The sequence below is a fragment of the Marinobacter fonticola genome, from assembly GCF_008122265.1.
Taxonomy (GTDB): domain Bacteria; phylum Pseudomonadota; class Gammaproteobacteria; order Pseudomonadales; family Oleiphilaceae; genus Marinobacter_A; species Marinobacter_A fonticola.
The window spans coordinates 4,250,148-4,267,872 of record NZ_CP043042.1 but is presented as its reverse complement, the minus strand read 5'-3'; the positions used below and the strand labels follow the sequence as shown (position 1 = coordinate 4,267,872).

Below are 17,725 nucleotides of genomic sequence, written 5' to 3'. Positions count from 1 at the left end.
CCGTTTTTACCCAATCTGGCAAGGTCCATGCTCCTATCGAAGTCGATCCATACGGTGCTTGTGGTCTTGGTTCTGTTGGCCGCCCTCGTCACCGTCGTTGCCCTCTCCTGGACGCGTATTGAGACGCTGCCGCTGGGGCCGCTCTTCACCTATCGCTGCAACACGCTGACAGAGCAAGCCGGTGGCGATACGTTCAGGGTGCTCACGACAACCAACTACTACGCCCAGGCGCTGGCCGATCAACTGTGCCGATCGCCCGGGCTTGCCGTCCGGTTCGAGGCGGTGGAAATTTCCTGGCAGCCCAGGGGGCAACTGACAACCCGGGAACTGACGGATCAGCATTTCGACTTGTTGTGGAACCGGGAGCGTGTGCTCAAGGGGCTACTGGCGAACTATGAAGCCTATTACGCGACGTTGCAGCAGACGCCGGATTATTCGGTCTATTGGCTGAGCAATCGCGATAAGCCGGAACTCTCCCAAGCCTATTTCGAAGGCAAGCGCATTGGCCTGCTGCAGGATAGCCAGAGCCAGTCTTCGTTCCAGTTGCCCATGGGGCAGCTGAAAGCCGCCGATATTCGTTTGCAGGACCGGCAGCTCCATTTCTTTACCGATCGCGTGGCCCTGTATCGAGCGTTTTCCCAGGGCGAGATTGACGTGATAAGCGGACTGAAATGGGTCGGAGAGCGAGAAGTGCCGCCGGAACAGCGCCTCGTGATCGCTGAGAATCGGCCTACGGGCGCCTGGTTTGTCAGCCGCCAGGTGCTGGATGCGGGTCTGCGCTGCGAGCTGGCCGAGTCGATGACCGTCCTCAAGCCACTCTATGCCCATATCGATCCCGCATTTGAAACGCGTTTTCCCGAGTGTGAGGGGCTTTGATGCGATTGCAGGGCCTTTTCATACTGGGCTTTGTCTTATTCAGCCTGCTGCTTTCCGGTGTTGCCTACTTCACTGCACGAAACACTCTCGAGGCCAGTCTCGACGAGTCCCTGTCGAAAAGCGTCCCGGTACGTATTAACGAAGCGCTGGTTAACGGAGACGATCGACCGTCGCTCATGGCGCATTTGCGTCAGCGGCTGGCGGGCCCATTGGCCCATCTCACCATGACAGGTGGCCTGTTTGGGCATGCCTTGGGGCACTGCCGGGCACAGGTTGAGACGATCGGCGCGCTGGCAGAATCAGAGGCCCCTGCGCCGGCAATCGACATTCGCTGGCAGCATGAAGGCCGATGGCTTCACGCCGGTCTGGCGCTGGATTGCGAGCCCCGCTGGGGCGCCGTCCTGCTCCAGGGTTTCGTGCCGGGCGCAGTGGTTTTTGTGCTTCTGTGGGCATTGCCAGCACCCGCATCCCGGCGTCAGCGGGACTGGTACGAGCGTATCAAGTCCAACGGCATACGGCATCGCGAGGCGAAACAGCTTACAGCCCCACTTGGGGAAACCGTATTGCCGGCGCAGCTTACCTTGCTGGAACATCTAATCGAACATTTCGATCGACCCTTTGCCGAACTGCGCGACTTGGCGCTGGATGAACGTGCAGCATCGATGGATGACAGGCAGCGGGCCTGGTTTATCCGAAGTTTGCAGCTTTTCGATTTCGATATCTCAAGGGCTTGGGCCATAGCAACTGCACAAGACATTCTGGCTTTCGACCTGTCGGCGGGCGAGGTCCGGGTACGGGGGGTGGCGGTCAGCCTGCCGCCAACGCCGCTGCTTTACTACTTCTGGTATGCCCGCCGACGCGTGGAGGGCGATGGCTGGTTTGCCAATCCGCCCTCGAACCGTCCGGATATGACCGAAGGCCGTAAGCTGGGGATGTTAATGGCAGCGCACCAGGGTCACACCAAGGCGATCAACGACCTCAGGCAAAACGGTTTGCGCTCCAAGTCCCTCGATCAGAACCGCAACCGTATCAAGGAGGAGTTGGTCGCTGTTTTAGGCGAGCAACTGGCCGAACCGTATCTATTCGTCAGTGAACGTTCGCAGGCTCATGTTCAGTCACGTTATCGACTTTCTCTGTCGCCGCAACAGATCGTCCTGGGGGCACCGGCCGGAGCGAAAGGCGACCCGGCCGAGGCGATGTAGGGATATCCAAACCGCGTTTCGGGATATCTTTTTCACCGTTCCGACATCTGCAAAGCCCACGCTGTGCCTGGTTTTCATCACCAATCAGGAGCAACGCATGAAACTGAAGACAATCACCCCCTGGGCGCTTATGGGTGGCATGCTGATCAGCGGCCAAGCCACTGCACTCAACATCCTGCTCACTAACGACGACAGCTGGGAGACGGACAATATCCAGCTCCTTTTCGGCGCCCTGCAGGCGGCTGGCCATAGCGTGATCATGTCCGCCCCCTGCACCGGCCAAAGCGGAAAGGGCGGCGCCTTGGGCTTCCTCGAGCCAGTGTCGGTGGACGTCAGTAAAGCAGGCCAGCAGCAATACTGCGTCGGCGACACCGACGAGACCGTGGCTTTCGAGGACTTCACCGAGGGCACCCCGGTGATGGCCGTGCTGCATGGCCTCGACGTGGTGGCGCCAAAGGTCTGGGGCGCGGTACCGGACCTGGTGATTTCCGGACCCAACGAAGGCAACAACCTGGGTTACATGAACAACAACTCCGGCACTCTGGGTGCCGCCATGATCAGCATCGCCCGGGGCATTCCGGCGATCGCCGTAAGCGCGGCAGACGGTGATGCCACCAAGGCTGTAACAGTGGCCAAGATTGTCGTTGACGTTGTCGACCAGCTCGAAGCCAGTCGCGCCGCTGGCGAGGCCCTGTTACCAGCGTTCACCGGCCTCAACGTCAACACACCGAGCGATGTGGCCAACCACCTGGGTTACCGCTTCACCGACGTCGCCTGGAATGCCGGCGGTCACGACGCCATGTTCGTTGAGGATATGTCCGGAAACGAAACGATGATGAGCTACGTCGCTCGCAACATCATGGCATCCGATAGTTCGTTGACTGAAGAACAGGCGCTTGCAATGGCGAAAGCAGCCTATGCCGGGGCTGCCGGAGTTTCCTTCTCCAGCGGCCTGGTAGACGACGACAGCGACAACGCCGAAGGCAAACTGGTGAATGAAGGCTATGTCACCATCAGCACTATCGACGCCCACGTTCAGGCCAGTCGTGCCAAAGTGGCCCTGACGGCACAGAAACTCAACGGGCTGACGGAGTAACGGGGGGCATATGAAACGATTTTTCCATTACCGGTCTGCTCTGGTGTTCGGCAGTTTGCTGGTCCTGAGCGCCTGCGGCGGCTCTGACAGTGACGACGATGGCGATCAAGCCATCACCCTGGGCGAACTGAAGGGCCGATACAGCGGCGCTTACCTGGATAGTGATGGCCAACCGAACTTGACCATGGCCACCCTGGTCGACACCAGCAACCTGACCCTGGTTATCCTCGACGAACAGGACCGGCGCACAGAGTACACCGGCCGCTACGATGCCACATCGAAAGGGGTCAGCTTTGGCGGTGCAACAAGCTGCCAGGCTGTTTCCGCGGGACTGAGTTGTTCGCTCGACGGCAAAACCGTCGCCCTGGCGAGTGCCGAAGTCGACAGCCTGGCTTACGATGTGGCTGACATGGCAGGCACCTACCGGATCCGGATCGATGGCGAACTGCAATCGCTGGTACTGGAGAGCGACGGTCAGTTCTCCGTCAACAACAAACGTTGTGAAACCACGGGTCTGCTCGCCTCCGCGCTCGAAGGCAAGGTCATTATTGCCAGGCTGACCGGCTCTGACTGCGGTAGCGCCCTGACCAACGGTTTTATCGAAACAGACTCTCTCTACAGCGATCATGATGTGGTAGTCGCCTACCTGCCGGGTTCCGAGCTTTCAGGGCACTGGATTCGTTAGTCGAGCCGGGGATCGCCATGCCCGAACTCGGTGGCGATCCCCACGCCGTTCATCGGATGCTTGATCTCGACCGAAGGCTCGCCCAATGGTTCGCGGCTGGCATGTTGATTGTTGCGTAGGGGTGCGGCTGGCGATGAGCGATAGATCCTAGGCGCTTCTGATCCTACCAAGGAGCAAGCCAAGGTATGGGTCTTATGCTCGAGCCCGGTAATAGAAACGTCAATGGGTCGACACGCCTACGAACTCGAAGGCCCCGGCTAGGGCCGCGTGTCGTTGTGTGCTCGCTAACCGACTGACGAGGTCGACAACGGTTAGGACGACTCTTCCTCGGCGATGGTCTTCATGTCCCGCCCGGTCTTGACGGATTCGTTCTCCGTCGATGTGGGATCGCGCCGGGCATCGGCGCCTTCGTCGTCCATCTTGATCAGCAGCCACTGCGGCTTCTTGCCTTCACGGAAGCGCTTGAGGGCGTAGCCGCCGTGGAGTTTCTCGCCGTCGAGCCAGACTTCGATCAGTCCCTTTTCATAAGCCTGTTGCATGCTGGTGGACTTGTTGCCTTCTTCGCGCAGGTTACGGTAGGTGCCGCGATCCCAGACCATGACGGTGCCACCGCCGTATTCCTCCTTGGGAATCACGCCTTCGAAATTGGCATAGTCTAGCGGGTGATCTTCCACTTCAACCGCGAGGCGCTTCTCGGACGGATCGGTTGATGGACCCTTGGGAATGGCCCAGGACTTGAGGGCACCGTCCATTTCCAGACGGAAATCGTAGTGCAGCTGGCTGGCGTCGTGCTTCTGGATGACGAATGTGGTTTTGCCGGCTTTTCCGGAAGAGTTGCCCTTGGGCTCGCCGGACTGCTTGACGTCGCGCTTCTTGCGGTACTCCTTGAGGTTGTCGTGGGTCATATTTACCTCCCTGGAACGAACACGCTTCCTTTTAATGATAGGTCAGCGCACGGCAGAGAAAACCGCAATAAAATTACCATTCGACAAGAAAGTTGAATGGGGAGGGGAGTGTCTGAGTGGATAAAATCGGCGCAGGCTGGCTCCGATCGTTTCAGCCTGCGCCGTACTGCTCTTCTAGCCAATGATGGTCCCGCGGCTAACAGTCGCCATCACTGACTTTTCCGTTACCACCAGACTTCGGCCTGGGCGCCGAAGGTCAGGCCATCGCCTTCGTTGTCGTCGAGCTCATTGGTGCCACCTGCTGCTTCTGCGTCGTATACGTCTTCGTCCCAGTTCGCATAGGTGACGAACAGTCGCAGTTGCGGACGCGCGAAAAACTTGGCGCCGGGCTGCCACTGCTGGGCAATGGTGATCTTCTGTAGATCGCGGTCGTCTTCGCCGGAGGCTTCTGGAGACACCCGGTCAAAGCCCAGCTCCACGGCCGTGCTCATTAACTCGCTCCAGTAGTAGGTCGGGCGGATGCCCGCGGAGAGCCACTTGTTGCCGGTATCGTTGTCGAAGCTGGTGTCTTCGTAAATGCCGACATAAAACATATCGAGATTGCTGCTTAGCGGAATCAGGCCGTGATCGATGACACGGATCATGTCGCCTTCATTGAGCATATTGCTGTTAGGCCGGCCTTGACGGCTGGCAATCATCGAATCCGTGGCGTACTGGAAGGTCAGTTTATTGAAGCCGCCGAGGAACTCGGTCTGGTGGTGTTCGGTGGTGAACAAGTAGCCATCTTGGTCGCTGAAGCCCGCTCTTTCCTGGGCGTCGTTCAGATTGGCTTGACCGTAGTCCACACCGAATTCCAGCAATCCGCCCGGGTTGACGGGAATGTCGGTCCAGCGCACATCGAGAATGTCGTTAGTGACGGTTGCGAGGGCGTCGTCATCGATTTCAACGTCGTCGCCTTGCTCATCGTTCGAAGAGCGGGTCCAGGCAACGTGCAGCAAGCCCGCACCGACGTCGATATCCTGCAGGCCGGCGCCGGGGCCGGAAACGTCCCAGTAGAAAAAGTCGTTGATATGCACGTCGTGGCGCTGGTAGTAACGCTTACCGATCCAGAGCATCGAACCGGGGAGTGACTCGATGACGTTCGTGCCCTGCACATTGAACTGACGAACGGCAATCTCGTTGTCTTCGTCGCCGACCTCTTCGTAATCGTTTCGTTGTTTGGTCACGTAGGCAATCATCGAGTCAACGTAGAAGCTGGTATCGCCTTCTCTGAACACCTCGTCTCCGAACTGAAGCTCGGCGTAGGTTTCGCACTCGTTGCCGAGGCGATACTTGGCGCCGGCGCCTTCGGCCTTGAAGCAGGCTTGGTCGCCACCGCCTGCGCTGGAGCCAATTCCGGACCGGAAGTAGCCTTTGAAATCGAAAGCCAGGGTAGGTGTCGCGACCAGGAGGGTAGCGACGGCGACTGCGAGTTGTGTATGGCGGGGGAAGATTTTGTTGTTATCGCTCATGATTTATCGTCCTGATTTTATTGTTGGTTAGACTTGGAGCGCCTCGGCGTACCCGTACTTGCCGATGGAATCCAACTGCCTTTAGTCCCCGTTCAACGAGCCAATCCCGGGGTCGCTCCTCATTCTTTCGCAGTTCGCGTGGGGCGTAACCCGGGGGCGTATTTCTGCAAAAGTGTTAGTAAAACTACATACAAAATCAGTGCAAATAAAGATAGTCAGGTCAAAAAACATACTTATTTTGTAAATAAGACGGTTAATTCAGCGGAAGAAAACGCTTGAAGCCGCATTTGGTAGGGGTTTGCGGCGAGTTCCATATACTGGATTCGTGATTAAATTTACAAATTTGTCGTCTAGAGACGGCATCAGATGCCGCAAAACCGGGAGAATGAAGCTGAATGCCCTTTCCGATAGAGCAGAAACTTGTCAGATGAGGACTCTGGAGCAGGGGTAATATACCGATGACGCACACTCCCTTTGGCATTGCCAACGAAAATGCAGAAATAGCGCTATAGTTTTCTGACATCGGGTCATTACGGAGGGTTTGGAAAATGGGATCGCCGGAGAGAATGGAAGGCCAATGCCTGTGCGGCGCCGTTGAGGTGCAGGCGGACCGCCGGGACGAGATCGATGTATGTCATTGCAGCATGTGCCGGCAGTGGGGCGGCGGTCCGATGATGACGGTGCACTGCAATAAGAATTCGCGGCTAACCGGTCTGGACCACGTAACGGTTTATCGTTCGTCGGAGTGGGCGGAACGTGGTTTCTGCGATACCTGCGGTACCCATTTGTTCTACAAACTGAAGAACTCGGGCGACTATATCTTCCCCGCAGGCCTATTCCAGAAGGGGATGGACTTCGTTATGGATAGCCAGATATTTATCGACAGAAAGCCCAGCTACTACGCGTTTGCCAACGAAACGCCGGTCATGACCGAAGAGGACGTTTTCGCCCTGTTCGCTCGGCAGTAGTGGTGGTCGCCGTGGAGACGGTGTCCCGGACGATGTTCAGCGAATTGAGCGCACGGGACACCACATGATCAGGCCTGCTTCATTTTTTCCGTGTAAGGCGGCCAGCCGAGTGGTTTGCCGGCCAGCAGGTGCAGGTGGATATGGAATACGGATTGTCCCGCCTGTTCCCCGCAGTTCATGACCACGCGGTAGCCGCCTTCATCGAAACCCATTTCCTTCGCCAAGTCCCGCGCCACGGTGAATAGATGGCCAACCAGTTCCTTCTGGTCGTCCTGAATGTCGTTGATGGTGGCAATCTGCTGCTTGGGGATGATCAGCAAATGTACGGGTGCTTGGGGGTTGATGTCTTTGAAGGCGAGGCTGATGTCGTCCTCGTAAACGACATCGGCGGGAATCTCCCGGTTGATGATCTTATCGAAAATGGTTTCGGCCATACTTGGCTCCTTATTATCCATGCGCCGTGTGGCGCGTTGATGCAGCTATTTCAGGAACGCCGGACGCGGCGCCTGGTCCACCAGCCGTCTCAGTAGGGATGGCAATTGGTCATCGATACCCATGGCATAACGGGCAACTTGATTCTTGGCGAACGGCACATGGTTGGCCAGCGCCAGACCCATGTTGCGGGACAGATGTAGGGGCGGAATACGGTTGCTAAAGGCGTGATAGAACAGGTCCATGGCCAGCATCATGCGACGGTTGGCGGGCCGGCGCCGGTTTTCGTACCGTTGCAGCAGGCCCGGCGTGGCCAACGGCTGGCCTGAGCGGCGGGCTTTCACCAACTCCTCTTGTAGGACCTGAGCATCCTGGAAGCCCAGGTTGACGCCCTGGCCGGCCAGCGGATTGATGGTATGGGCCGCATCGCCTACCAAGACTGCGCGCCCACTGGAATAGGTTTTGGCGTGCTGGCGTGCCAGCGGGAAACTGGCGCGGCCGGCGACGCTGTCGATCAGGGGCAGTTCGGCGGGAAAATCTTTGACCAGCGCGGCAATGAAATCGGGCTCGTCCAACCCCTTTAGCTCGGCTAACCGGTCCGGAGCGTCATACCATACCAGCGAGGCCCAACTGAATTCGCCGTCCCGGTGCAGCGGCAGGAAGGCGCGCGGCCCGCTGGGATGGAAGGCCTGCCAGGTGATGTCCTGCGGCGACCCACGGTAACGCACGCTAGCGACCATCGCCTGCTGTGCGTATTGGTCGCGGGTGACGCCGATGCCAGCCAGTTGGCGAATGCGGGATTGCGCGCCATCGGCGCCGATCAGCAGCTCGCCCGTCAGGTGCCGGCCGTCCGCTAGCTCGATTGTGACGCCCTGGGCGTCGGAGACGACATCGCGGATATCGATACCGGTGAAGCGGGTGATGCCTTCGCATTCGCCGGCGTGATCCCATAGCGCCCGCTGAATTACGCGGTTTTCAACGATATGGCCGAGGTGCTCGCATCCCAGTGCGTGGGCTTCGAAGGTCGTGCGGGCCAGGTTGGGTGGCACGAACCGGCTGAATGGATGAGGGGCCGCATCCCACACCGACAGGCGGCGATAAGGGGTCAGTCGCATGGCGCGGATGTGTGACCAGGCGCCCAGTCGTTCGAGATAGCTTTCGCTACCCGCGCTAAGGGCCGAAACCCGTAAATCGGGCTCGGCATCCGGATCGAATTCTGCCGGTGTCTCTCGATCCAGCAGGGCGACAGTCATTCCGGAACGTCCGAGTCCGTTAGCCAGCGCCGCGCCGACCATGCCGGCGCCGACGATGATTACGTCGAAAGTTTGCGTCATATCCGCTTCCCGATTCGAATGGCCCCATATTAGTGGCCGGCGAGAGGCGCCGCAAACCTTCTATCCATGATCTTCCTGCTCACTCTTCTTCGTACCCGCTATTCCCCGCTAACGTCGTCTCACCGTAACCATCTCCCACCGCTAACACCTTCCGAGCGAATACGGGTTGTGCTGCTTCAGGAAACCTTGCGCATCCAGGCGGGACGGGGTGAATCCGGCCGGCGAAAGCCCTGGCTGATAACCATAGGGCTGGCCAGGCGCAGGAAGTCATCGGTGGCCATCCGGATCGATTCGGTGTGGCTGCCCGAAGCGAAGACCAGTTGCTGCTGGTTGGTCAGCGCTTCGCAACAATAGACCGACATGCCGTATAGATTACCGAACGGTGGCATGGCGCCGACCTCGCAACTAGGGAAGCGGTCCTTGAATTCTTCCTCGTCAGCGAGTTGAACAAAGTCTGTATCGAGAACATGGGAGAGGCGGTCCCAGCGTATTCGCCAGGTGGCCGGCATGACCAGCATCGCCATTTTGCCGTCCAGTTCGACAATGACGGTCTTGACGACTTCGTCGCCACGAACCTGCGTGTGGTGGGCAAGCTCTTGAGCCGTGAAGGCAGGTGGATGGGTGAGGCAGTGGTACGCCACGGCCTTCGTTTCGAAAAATTCCTTTAATTGCTGAACCGGCATCTTGGACAACCTCCAACCAGCAATGACAGTACGCACTCCAGCTCCGGTTCCGGGCAAGAGTCACCTGTTTCATTGGCAAGCATAGTCGAGGCGGGGCAGAACGCGAAAGTTGGAGAAATCGATTGAGAGGGGCGTGTCGATTGGCGATGGCTGTAAAGTGTGGACGCCGTAGAGGCCGAAGCCCGGCATTCGCCGGGCTTCGGTGCAATCGTGGTTCGGTACAATCGCGGGTAGATTAATCCGCCTTCTTGGACTCGTAAACGTGTACGTCCCGCTGAGGGAACGGAATGGTCACGCCTTCGGCGTCGAACGCCTTCTTGACCTTCTCCTGCATATCCCAGATGAAAGGCCACACGTCCGGTGTCTTGGTCCAGACGCGGCAGCTTATATCCACGGAGCTTTCGCCCAGGGAGCCCACGAAAATATTCGGGGCCGGGTCGGAAAACGCCCGTTCATCCTCTTCTACCAGGCGTTTGAGAATGGCCTTGGCCGTGTCGATGTCGTCGCCATAGCCAATGTTGAAGACCATGTCGGCGCGACGGTTCTCGTAGGCGTTGACGTTGACCAGGCTGGAGTTCGCCAGATCCCCGTTGGGGATGATGATGCGGCGATTGTCGAACGTGTTGATAATGGTGTAGAGAATCTGGATTTCCACAACACTGCCGAAGAAACCCTGGGTCTCGATGACGTCGCCGACTCTGTAGGGTTTGAAGATCAGAATCAGTACGCCGCCGGCAAAGTTCGACAAACTGCCCTGAAGGGCCAAGCCAATGGCCAGGCCGGCAGCACCGATGACCGCGATAAACGATGTGGTGGCGATACCGATCATCGATGCGACGGAAATCACCAGCATGATCTTCAGGATCGCACTGATCAGGCCGCACAGGAACTTGTTCAGGGTCGGATCTTTCTCGCCCAGCTTCTTATCGAGGACGCCGATCACCCGATTGATGAGCCATAGACCGACCACCAGCGTAACGATGGCCAGCAGCACTTTGGGCGCGTAGGCGATGATCATGCCATAGACCATTTGCACCATTTCAGCGACCTGTCCGTCGCTCTGAAAGAGGTTTTCCATGAAAGCTCCTTGTTAATTCCGTGGTTCCATTGATTTCGTGTTTCCAATCACGACGCGTTCGATAAACCGTCTATGGCCGGTGTCGAACAGTAGACACCCCGATGACGTTGCGCGGAACTCCAGTCAGCGTCCAGCTTGGGTCTGTGTCCAGACCTTGTTATAGCAGACAAGCATTAAAGATATATGCAGGTAGATCAAGTCACCTTTAGTGCCAGGCCCATTTTTGTCATGTCAAATCGTCTCGAATAGACGGTTCCGCCACGTTATACGTGACAGCGGCAGTTTGGATGCATGCTACGGCTTCGGGATTGTGCAAGCCGGCGATTGCTCGGCAGCCCATTCGCGCAACGCCGCGAAATCGCCCTGCGCCACGATGCGGCCAGCCTTTTGGTTGAGCTGATAGTCGTACATGGGGTCGTAGTAGTCTTGCAGCAATACCTGGATCCAGTCCGCGTGACCATCGGCATTGCCGGAGCGCTGCTGTTCGTCGAGGGCGGCAACCATGCTGTCGCGCAAGGTCTGGTATCGTTCGCCACCCAGACGTTTACGGATGCGCGCCAGGGCGCTGAGTAGATAGTCGCGGAAGTTGATCCAGCCGGCTTCTTCCCCATCCCGGGCAATAAAGGCATCGAGCATACCGGTCACATAGTCCTGGCGGATGATGTCGGTGCGCTCTTCCAGGGTGTTTTCCAGAATCAGCAGCGGCGCCTCGGTCATACGCTCACGCAGGTTGTGGGGCAGGGCGCAGCGGCCCACCAAGCGGCTTTCATCTTCGAGGAAAGCGGGTCCAGCCTTGGTATGACGTGCTTTTAACAAGGCCACCGCGATACGGTTTTCAAAATCGATCTGGCTGGGTTGGGGCGTCAGGGTGCGGCCGAAACTCGAACCCCGGTGGTGGGCCATGCCTTCCAGATCAACCGGATTGGGTGTTTCCAATAACAAGCGTGTTTTTCCACTGCCGGTGCGGCCGCTGATGATAAATAGGGGCAATTCCTTCAGTAGCGCCTCCTGACTGTCGATCAGGAAGCGGCGCAGAGCCTTATAGCCGCCTTTAACCAGCGGATAGTCCACACCGGCCTCGTGCATCCATCGCTGGGTAAGCTGAGAGCGTAAGCCGCCCCGGAAGCAGAACAGATAACCCCGCGGGTTCCGGTTGGCGAAGCGGACCCAGTTCTCGACACGTTCGCGCTTGATATCGTCCCGGACCAGTTGGTGGCCTAACTCGATCGCGGCCTGTTGGCCCCTTTCCTTGTAACAGATGCCAACGCTGTGGCGCTCCTCGTCGTTCATCAGCGGGGCGTTAAGAGCGTTGGGAAATGAGCCTTTATCGAATTCCACCGGCGCACGCACGTCCAGCAAAGGCGTGTCGTCGAGAAAGAGATGAAGGTAATCGGTCGTGTCGGGTCGGGTCATAACGGCCTGGTTTGGGCTGAATGAATGGTCGCAGTATAACGGATGACTGCTCCCGCTTCAGTCCGCACTGGCAGCCGGGTAGAATGCGGCATGCTTCAAGCCGATGATGCCCCTACCAATAGCACGCTCAACGCATGCATGAGCCGGACCCTCCGTCGCGGACGAGTCGCGTTATCCCGTCCAGCCGGCTGTCCGTCGCTAGCGCTCTATCTGTTCGATCCAGCGGTGCTCGAAGGTCCGCTAACCCATGACGAAGCACAAGCGGTCGTGGCTGAACCGGCGTATTGGGCGTTCTGCTGGGCCAGCGGCCAGGTTTTGGCGCAATTTATTCTCGATCATCCGGAACGGGTAGCCGGCAAACGGGTCATCGATTTCGGCTCCGGTTCCGGGGTAGTTGCTATTGCTGCGGCTAAGGCCGGCGCCCGTGAGGTGGTGGCCTGCGATATCGACCCGGACGCCTTGATCGCCATCGCGGCGAACGCTCAAGTCAACGGAGTGGCCGTCACCGTTTGCGGCGATTGGACCGCCCGAGAGGGTAAATTCGATGTCATCACAGCGGCCGATGTACTCTACGATCCGGAGAATCGTCCGTTACTGGGGTATTTCCTTGAGGGGGCGCCTGAAGTTTTGCTGGCGGATTCGCGAGTGAAGGATCTGGGCGATACGCGGTACCGGCTGCAAGCGGTGCGCGAAGGAAGAACATGGCCGGATCTGCACGAGTTCGAGGAATTCAATCGGGTGCGTATCTACCTGGCGAGCGCTTAACGAGGCGAGTTTTCCGGGAACGAAAAGAAGGGCAACAGATGTTGCCCTTTGTCGGAACAGGTATCTCGTCCTTGTGCTCTTCGACATCCTGTCGCTATCTGATCCCTGGCCAGCTCCGTGGCGCCAGCTTCCGAGCCGGCGATCCAAAATAAGTATCCCTTAAGCATTAAATCCTTTTGGTCCCTGCTTCCCCTCACATCCTGTGAGGAACGACTCCCTGTGTCGTCCTGTCCCTGTCATCCTGACCAGATCCACTATACCGACTTGAAGATGACTTTCGTGTGACAGCATACCCGTCTTGACGTGATCAGGAAGTGATCGGAAATAAATAATCTTAAATATCAGCAATATGCGAATTAGTTGAATGTTGATGCTGGCGCTTCGCACAGTACGAATTCGCTATTTCTCACGCCTTTGTAGGAAATATCTCACAAGGTTAACGGGCGATATCTCAAGCGAGAGAGGCGGGCTATTCGTCGATCGTTCAAAAAGTTCCCGTTGCCGGGGGCTTCTCGCGTCAATCGGACTGACGAATAGCCTGAAGCGGCCTTAGTATGAACCACCAGAGCATTAAACCCAGGCCGATGCCGATGGCATCCGCGACAAGATCCAGCAGCGACGCCGACCGGTAGGGAATGGGCGCCTGGATCAGCTCGATCAATGCGCCGAAAGCCAAAATCAGCAGGCCACTGTGCAGGACCGGAAGACGGGGCCAGCCCAGGCGTGCGAGCAGCATCAATTCTATAAAAGCAAGGGTATGATTGGCCTTGTCCCAGGTGGAGGTGGCGACCGGGTGGGTGAGCTCGGCGGTCGATAGCCAGAGGATCAGTGCCATGGAAGCGACAAGTGCGAGGCGCCAGGCGGGCGTCCACTGTGTGAGTCGGCGTAGAAGTTCAGTCATGGTTCCCAAGGTATTGGTCCGGTGGCCGGTCATGGTATGCTCTGCGCCCGAATTCTGCCAGCGGCCCTTCTCGATGCCAGTCAGGCGTCTTCGCGCGGCTCAGCAGGCATGTAGGCGATACGTCAACAGGCCCTCGAAAACCGGAGGATGCGGACATGCTTAAAGGCAATTTCTTTCATGGCCTGAGCTACCTTGGCGAAGGATTCCGGCTGATCCGCCAGCCGGGGCTGCGTCTGTTCGTCATTATCCCGCTGATTATCAATATCCTCCTGTTCGGCCTCCTGTTCTACTTCCTGGCCGAAGCCTTCGGACTCATGATTGCGACCGCCATGGGCTGGCTGCCGGATTGGGCCTGGCTGCAAGCCATGGACTGGGTATTCTGGATTCTGTACGGCGTGGTGATTTTGCTGATGCTGGCTTACGGTTTCGTTATCGTCGCCAACCTGATCGGCTCTCCTTTTTATGGCTATCTCTCCGAGCTGACGGAAAAGCACCTGACCGGTCAGGATCTGGATGCCGGGGGCGGATGGGTCCAAATTCTCAAGGATGTCCCCCGGGCATTGTTGCGGGAGGTTCAGAAGATTCTCTACTACCTGCCGCGTGCCGTATTGCTGCTCATTATCGGGCTGATTCCCGTGGTGAACCTGGTGGCGGCGGTGCTCTGGTTTCTGTTCAACAGCTGGATGATGGCGCTGCAGTACGTGGACTACCCGGCGGATAACCATCGCGTCAGTTTTGGCGATCTGCGCCGAACCCTGGGCAGCCAGCGGCTGTCCGCTTTCGGTTTCGGCCTGCCGGTGGCGCTGGGGGCCATGGTGCCGGTGCTCAATCTTTTCGTGGTGCCTGCGGCAGTATGCGGCGCCACAGCCTATTGGGTGCGCGAGCGTCGGCCTGAAGCTGAATAACGAAATACAGCCGGTAACCCTTTCAAGTCTTAGCGTTTAAGGTGATTCGAAGCATGGAATTTGTCATTGGTCAGCGATGGGTCAGCCACAGCGATGCCACCCTGGGATTGGGTATCGTCACGGACGTCTCCGGTCGGCGGGTTACGCTGGGTTTTCCCGCAATCGACGAGGAGCGTACCTACGCCACCGACAACGCCCCGCTGGCCCGGGTGCAATATCAGTTAGGTGACCGGATCGAGACATTCGATGGCGAATCGCTGACGGTAAGGGCCGTGGAAGATGTCGATGGGGTACTGATGTACCACGCCGAAGACGAGAACGGCGACCTGCAACAGGTGTCCGAGGTCAAGCTAGGCAGTCATGTGCGTTTTACCGACCCGCGCCAACGCCTGTTCGCCGGACGGTTCGACCGCAATGGCGCCTTCCGCCTGCGGATGGCGACCGTCGAACATCAGGAGCGCCTGCGTCAGTCACCGGCGCGCGGGCTGATCGGCGCCCGCACCAGCCACCTGCCACATCAAATCTACATTGCCGGGGAAGTGGCCCGCCGCTACGCCCCCCGTGTGTTGCTGGCGGACGAAGTGGGGCTGGGCAAGACCATAGAGGCCGGACTCATCCTTCACGCGCAATTGCAGACGGGATTGGCTCAGCGGGTACTGGTAGTGGTGCCGGATTCGCTGGTGCATCAATGGCTGGTGGAGATGCTGCGCCGGTTCAATCTGCGATTCTCCATCGTCGACAACAGCCATTACGAGGTCGACGACGCCGCTGACCAGATCCTGGCGCTGCTGGGGGAAGAGTCCGCAGAAGAACCGAGCGACGATAATCCCTTTGAGCAAGCGCAGCTGGTTATTTGCAGTCTGGATTTTCTGACAGCCAGTGAAAAGGCCGCTAACGATGCGGTCCGCGCCGGCTGGGATTTGGTGGTGGTCGACGAGGCGCATCACCTGGAATGGGCGCCCGAGGCGGCCAGTGCAGAGTACCAGGCCGTCGAGCGCCTCGCGAACCAGACTCGCGGCCTGCTTCTGCTGACGGCTACGCCCGAGCAGATGGGCCTGGCCGGCCACTTTGCCCGCCTGCGTCTGCTGGACCCGGCCCGTTACCACGACCTGGCAGCGTTCGAGCAGGAAGAAAGCCGTTACGCCGAAATCAATGCCTTGGTGCAGGATCTGCAGCAACAGGGCGGTCGGCCCGACAGTGCGCAGCAGAAGCGGCTGGAGGGCTGGCTCGGTGACGAAGTCTCCGATTTGGTGGCAAAAGATGACGCTGGCCAGGCGCTGATCGACACGCTGCTGGATCGTCATGGCACGGGCCGGGTACTCCTTCGTAATACCCGCGCTGCAGTGCGGGGATTCCCTGAACGCCACGTCCAGCCCGAGCCGCTGCCGTGCCCCGAGTTGTACGCAGAGGCGAGTCTGACCGCCGGTATTGCCGGCCTGACACCGGAAGCCGGCATGGACGAGGAGGCCTGGCTGGCTGACGATCCACGGGTCGCCTGGCTGGAAAAGAAACTGGCGGCGCTGAAGCCGGCCAAGGTCGTGGTGATCTGCGCCAGGGCTGAGACCGCTACGGCACTCGAGCACTATCTGCAGCTACGCGCCGGCATTCGCAGTACGGCCTTCCATGAAGGTTTGAGCTTGCTTGAGCGTGACCGGGCCGCGGCCTATTTCACCGAAACCGAGCAGGGTGCCCAGGCGCTGATCTGCTCAGAAATCGGCAGTGAAGGCCGCAACTTCCAGTTCGCACATCATCTGGTGCTGTTCGATCTACCCGCGAACCCGGACCTTCTGGAGCAGCGTATCGGCCGCCTGGACCGGATTGGGCAGGGCGACGTTATCGATATCCATGTGCCCTACCTGGAGAATACCGCTCAGTCGATCCTCTTCCGCTGGTATCACGAAGGCCTGGATGCCTTTGCCCGCAGCTGCGCCGTCGGCGTTGCCGTCAAAGCGGCTGTGCAGCCGGAATTCGAATCCGCTTTGGCGAATCCCGAAACAACGGCCGATACCCTGATTGAAACCACTCGCGACCAGGCCCAACAGCTCAGGCTGCGCCTGCAAGAGGGGCGGGACGCACTGATCGAGATGAATTCCTGCCGCCCGGCCGAGGCGCAGGCGCTGATCGAAAGCATCGAAGCGGAAGAGCAGTCTTCCGGCCTGGTCAATTACATGACCGAGGCGTTCGATATTTTCGGCGTCGATACCGAGGCGCACACCGAAACCTCCGACGTGCTCAAACCCTCGGATCACATGCTAACAGGCCACTTTCCGGAATTAACCGAGGAGGGGCTGACAGTGACCTTCGATCGTCAGCAGGCACTGGAGCGGGAAGACCTGGCCTTCCTGAGCTGGGAGCACCCGATGGTCACCGGGGTGATGGAGCTGATGACTGAATCCGAACTGGGCAACGCCGCTCTGGCGAGCCTGTCGGTAAAAGGTCTGCCGCCGGGCACGTTGCTGCTGGAAACCCTGTTCACGCTGCATTGCCCGGCGCCGGGCAGTCTGCAGCTGGCGCGTTGTCTGCCACTGGCGCCGCTGCGTCTGCTGGTGGATGTCAACGGTAAAGACCTTTCGGCGGCCTTGCCTCATGACCGGCTTAACGAGCTCTGTTCCAACATTCGCCGCCGCACGGCGCAGGCCGTCGTGCCGCAAATCCGTGCCGAGGTGGAAACCATGATCGACCACGCCGAGGGGTTCGCCGCCGAACGGTTGGGCGAGGTGCAACAGCAGGCCGCCGAGCGGCTGCGCCAGCTGATTCAGCCGGAGGCTGATCGTCTCAAGGCTTTGCGTAAGGTCAATCCCGCCATTCGCGAGGACGAGATCCACTTCTTTGAAAATCAGATCGCGGCCGGTGAGGAGGTTGTCGGTAAAGCGCGGATGGCTCTCAGCGGTTTGCGGGTAATTGTCTCTTCCTAGTGCACTGTCTGGATCCGTATTGGTTGTGGTTTGCGGGCGTCAGCGTTTTTGGCGTC

17 protein-coding genes are annotated in these 17,725 nt (G+C 58.7%); 8 read left to right on the top strand and 9 right to left on the bottom strand.

From position 1 onward, the window contains the following. Positions 1-27 precede the first annotated feature (27 nt). The 4 genes from FXO11_RS18995 to FXO11_RS18980 all read left to right on the top strand — a co-directional run bounded on the left by FXO11_RS18995 (position 28) and on the right by FXO11_RS18980 (position 3,859). Positions 28-876, top strand: coding sequence for a hypothetical protein (locus tag FXO11_RS18995; protein ID WP_148864510.1), 849 nt, complete (start codon positions 28-30; stop codon positions 874-876). Then, entirely contained in the window at positions 876-2,078 is a 1,203-nt protein-coding gene (locus tag FXO11_RS18990) for a hypothetical protein (RefSeq protein WP_148864509.1), read from the top strand. Before FXO11_RS18995 ends, FXO11_RS18990 begins: the two co-directional genes overlap by 1 nt. Before the next feature lie 97 nt (positions 2,079-2,175). Beyond that, on the top strand, positions 2,176-3,174 hold the full coding sequence (locus FXO11_RS18985) for a 5'/3'-nucleotidase SurE (protein ID WP_148864508.1): 999 nt from the start codon (positions 2,176-2,178) through the stop codon (positions 3,172-3,174). A gap of 10 nt (positions 3,175-3,184) precedes the next feature. Next, positions 3,185-3,859, top strand: a complete 675-nt coding sequence (locus FXO11_RS18980; protein WP_148864507.1) for a hypothetical protein — start codon at positions 3,185-3,187, stop codon at positions 3,857-3,859. On the opposite strand, the gene FXO11_RS20310 is transcribed toward FXO11_RS18980, so the two are convergent. From FXO11_RS20310 to FXO11_RS18970, 3 genes are all read right to left on the bottom strand, one after another. Beyond that, positions 3,856-4,029: a hypothetical protein gene (locus FXO11_RS20310; protein ID WP_168203205.1), complete on the bottom strand. Its 174-nt coding sequence runs from the start codon at positions 4,027-4,029 to the stop codon at positions 3,856-3,858. The genes FXO11_RS18980 and FXO11_RS20310 overlap by 4 nt on opposite strands. 141 nt (positions 4,030-4,170) lie before the next feature. Next, positions 4,171-4,764, bottom strand: coding sequence for a DNA polymerase ligase N-terminal domain-containing protein (locus FXO11_RS18975; protein ID WP_148864506.1), 594 nt, complete (start codon positions 4,762-4,764; stop codon positions 4,171-4,173). A 224-nt stretch (positions 4,765-4,988) separates the two neighbouring features. Then, positions 4,989-6,275 (bottom strand): maltoporin, encoded by a 1,287-nt coding sequence (locus FXO11_RS18970; RefSeq protein ID WP_148864505.1) that lies wholly within the window; start codon positions 6,273-6,275, stop codon positions 4,989-4,991. A 566-nt stretch (positions 6,276-6,841) separates the two neighbouring features. Between FXO11_RS18970 and FXO11_RS18965 the strand changes: the two genes are divergently transcribed. Beyond that, the gene (locus tag FXO11_RS18965; protein WP_148864504.1) at positions 6,842-7,243 is read left to right on the top strand and encodes a GFA family protein; all 402 of its coding nucleotides are present in this window, start codon (positions 6,842-6,844) and stop codon (positions 7,241-7,243) included. A gap of 68 nt (positions 7,244-7,311) precedes the next feature. On the opposite strand, the gene FXO11_RS18960 is transcribed toward FXO11_RS18965, so the two are convergent. The 5 genes from FXO11_RS18960 to mnmH all read right to left on the bottom strand — a co-directional run bounded on the left by FXO11_RS18960 (position 7,312) and on the right by mnmH (position 12,183). Beyond that, a complete protein-coding gene (locus FXO11_RS18960) occupies positions 7,312-7,677 on the bottom strand; it encodes a histidine triad nucleotide-binding protein (protein WP_148864503.1) in 366 nt (121 codons plus the stop codon). A gap of 45 nt (positions 7,678-7,722) precedes the next feature. Then, positions 7,723-9,009 (bottom strand): FAD-dependent monooxygenase, encoded by a 1,287-nt coding sequence (locus FXO11_RS18955; RefSeq protein WP_148864502.1) that lies wholly within the window; start codon positions 9,007-9,009, stop codon positions 7,723-7,725. 176 nt (positions 9,010-9,185) lie between these two features. Continuing rightward, a complete protein-coding gene (locus FXO11_RS18950) occupies positions 9,186-9,692 on the bottom strand; it encodes an aminoacyl-tRNA deacylase (RefSeq protein WP_148864501.1) in 507 nt (168 codons plus the stop codon). 235 nt (positions 9,693-9,927) lie between these two features. Next, positions 9,928-10,770 (bottom strand): mechanosensitive ion channel family protein, encoded by an 843-nt coding sequence (locus tag FXO11_RS18945; protein WP_148864500.1) that lies wholly within the window; start codon positions 10,768-10,770, stop codon positions 9,928-9,930. A 294-nt stretch (positions 10,771-11,064) separates the two neighbouring features. Then, entirely contained in the window at positions 11,065-12,183 is a 1,119-nt protein-coding gene (mnmH, locus tag FXO11_RS18940; RefSeq protein WP_148864499.1) for a tRNA 2-selenouridine(34) synthase MnmH, read from the bottom strand. Between the two features lie 90 nt (positions 12,184-12,273). On the opposite strand from mnmH, the gene FXO11_RS18935 reads away from it, so the two are divergent. Further along, positions 12,274-12,948: a class I SAM-dependent methyltransferase gene (locus FXO11_RS18935; RefSeq protein WP_148864498.1), complete on the top strand. Its 675-nt coding sequence runs from the start codon at positions 12,274-12,276 to the stop codon at positions 12,946-12,948. Between the two features lie 517 nt (positions 12,949-13,465). Here the strand turns inward: FXO11_RS18935 and FXO11_RS18930 are convergent. Continuing rightward, complete coding sequence (locus FXO11_RS18930) at positions 13,466-13,882, bottom strand: VanZ family protein (RefSeq protein WP_227545970.1); 417 nt, start codon at positions 13,880-13,882, stop codon at positions 13,466-13,468. A gap of 122 nt (positions 13,883-14,004) precedes the next feature. Between FXO11_RS18930 and cysZ the strand changes: the two genes are divergently transcribed. Next, on the top strand, positions 14,005-14,754 hold the full coding sequence (cysZ, locus tag FXO11_RS18925) for a sulfate transporter CysZ (protein ID WP_148864497.1): 750 nt from the start codon (positions 14,005-14,007) through the stop codon (positions 14,752-14,754). 44 nt (positions 14,755-14,798) lie between these two features. Then, a complete protein-coding gene (rapA, locus tag FXO11_RS18920) occupies positions 14,799-17,669 on the top strand; it encodes an RNA polymerase-associated protein RapA (RefSeq protein WP_148864982.1) in 2,871 nt (956 codons plus the stop codon). Positions 17,670-17,725: the final 56 nt, after the last annotated feature.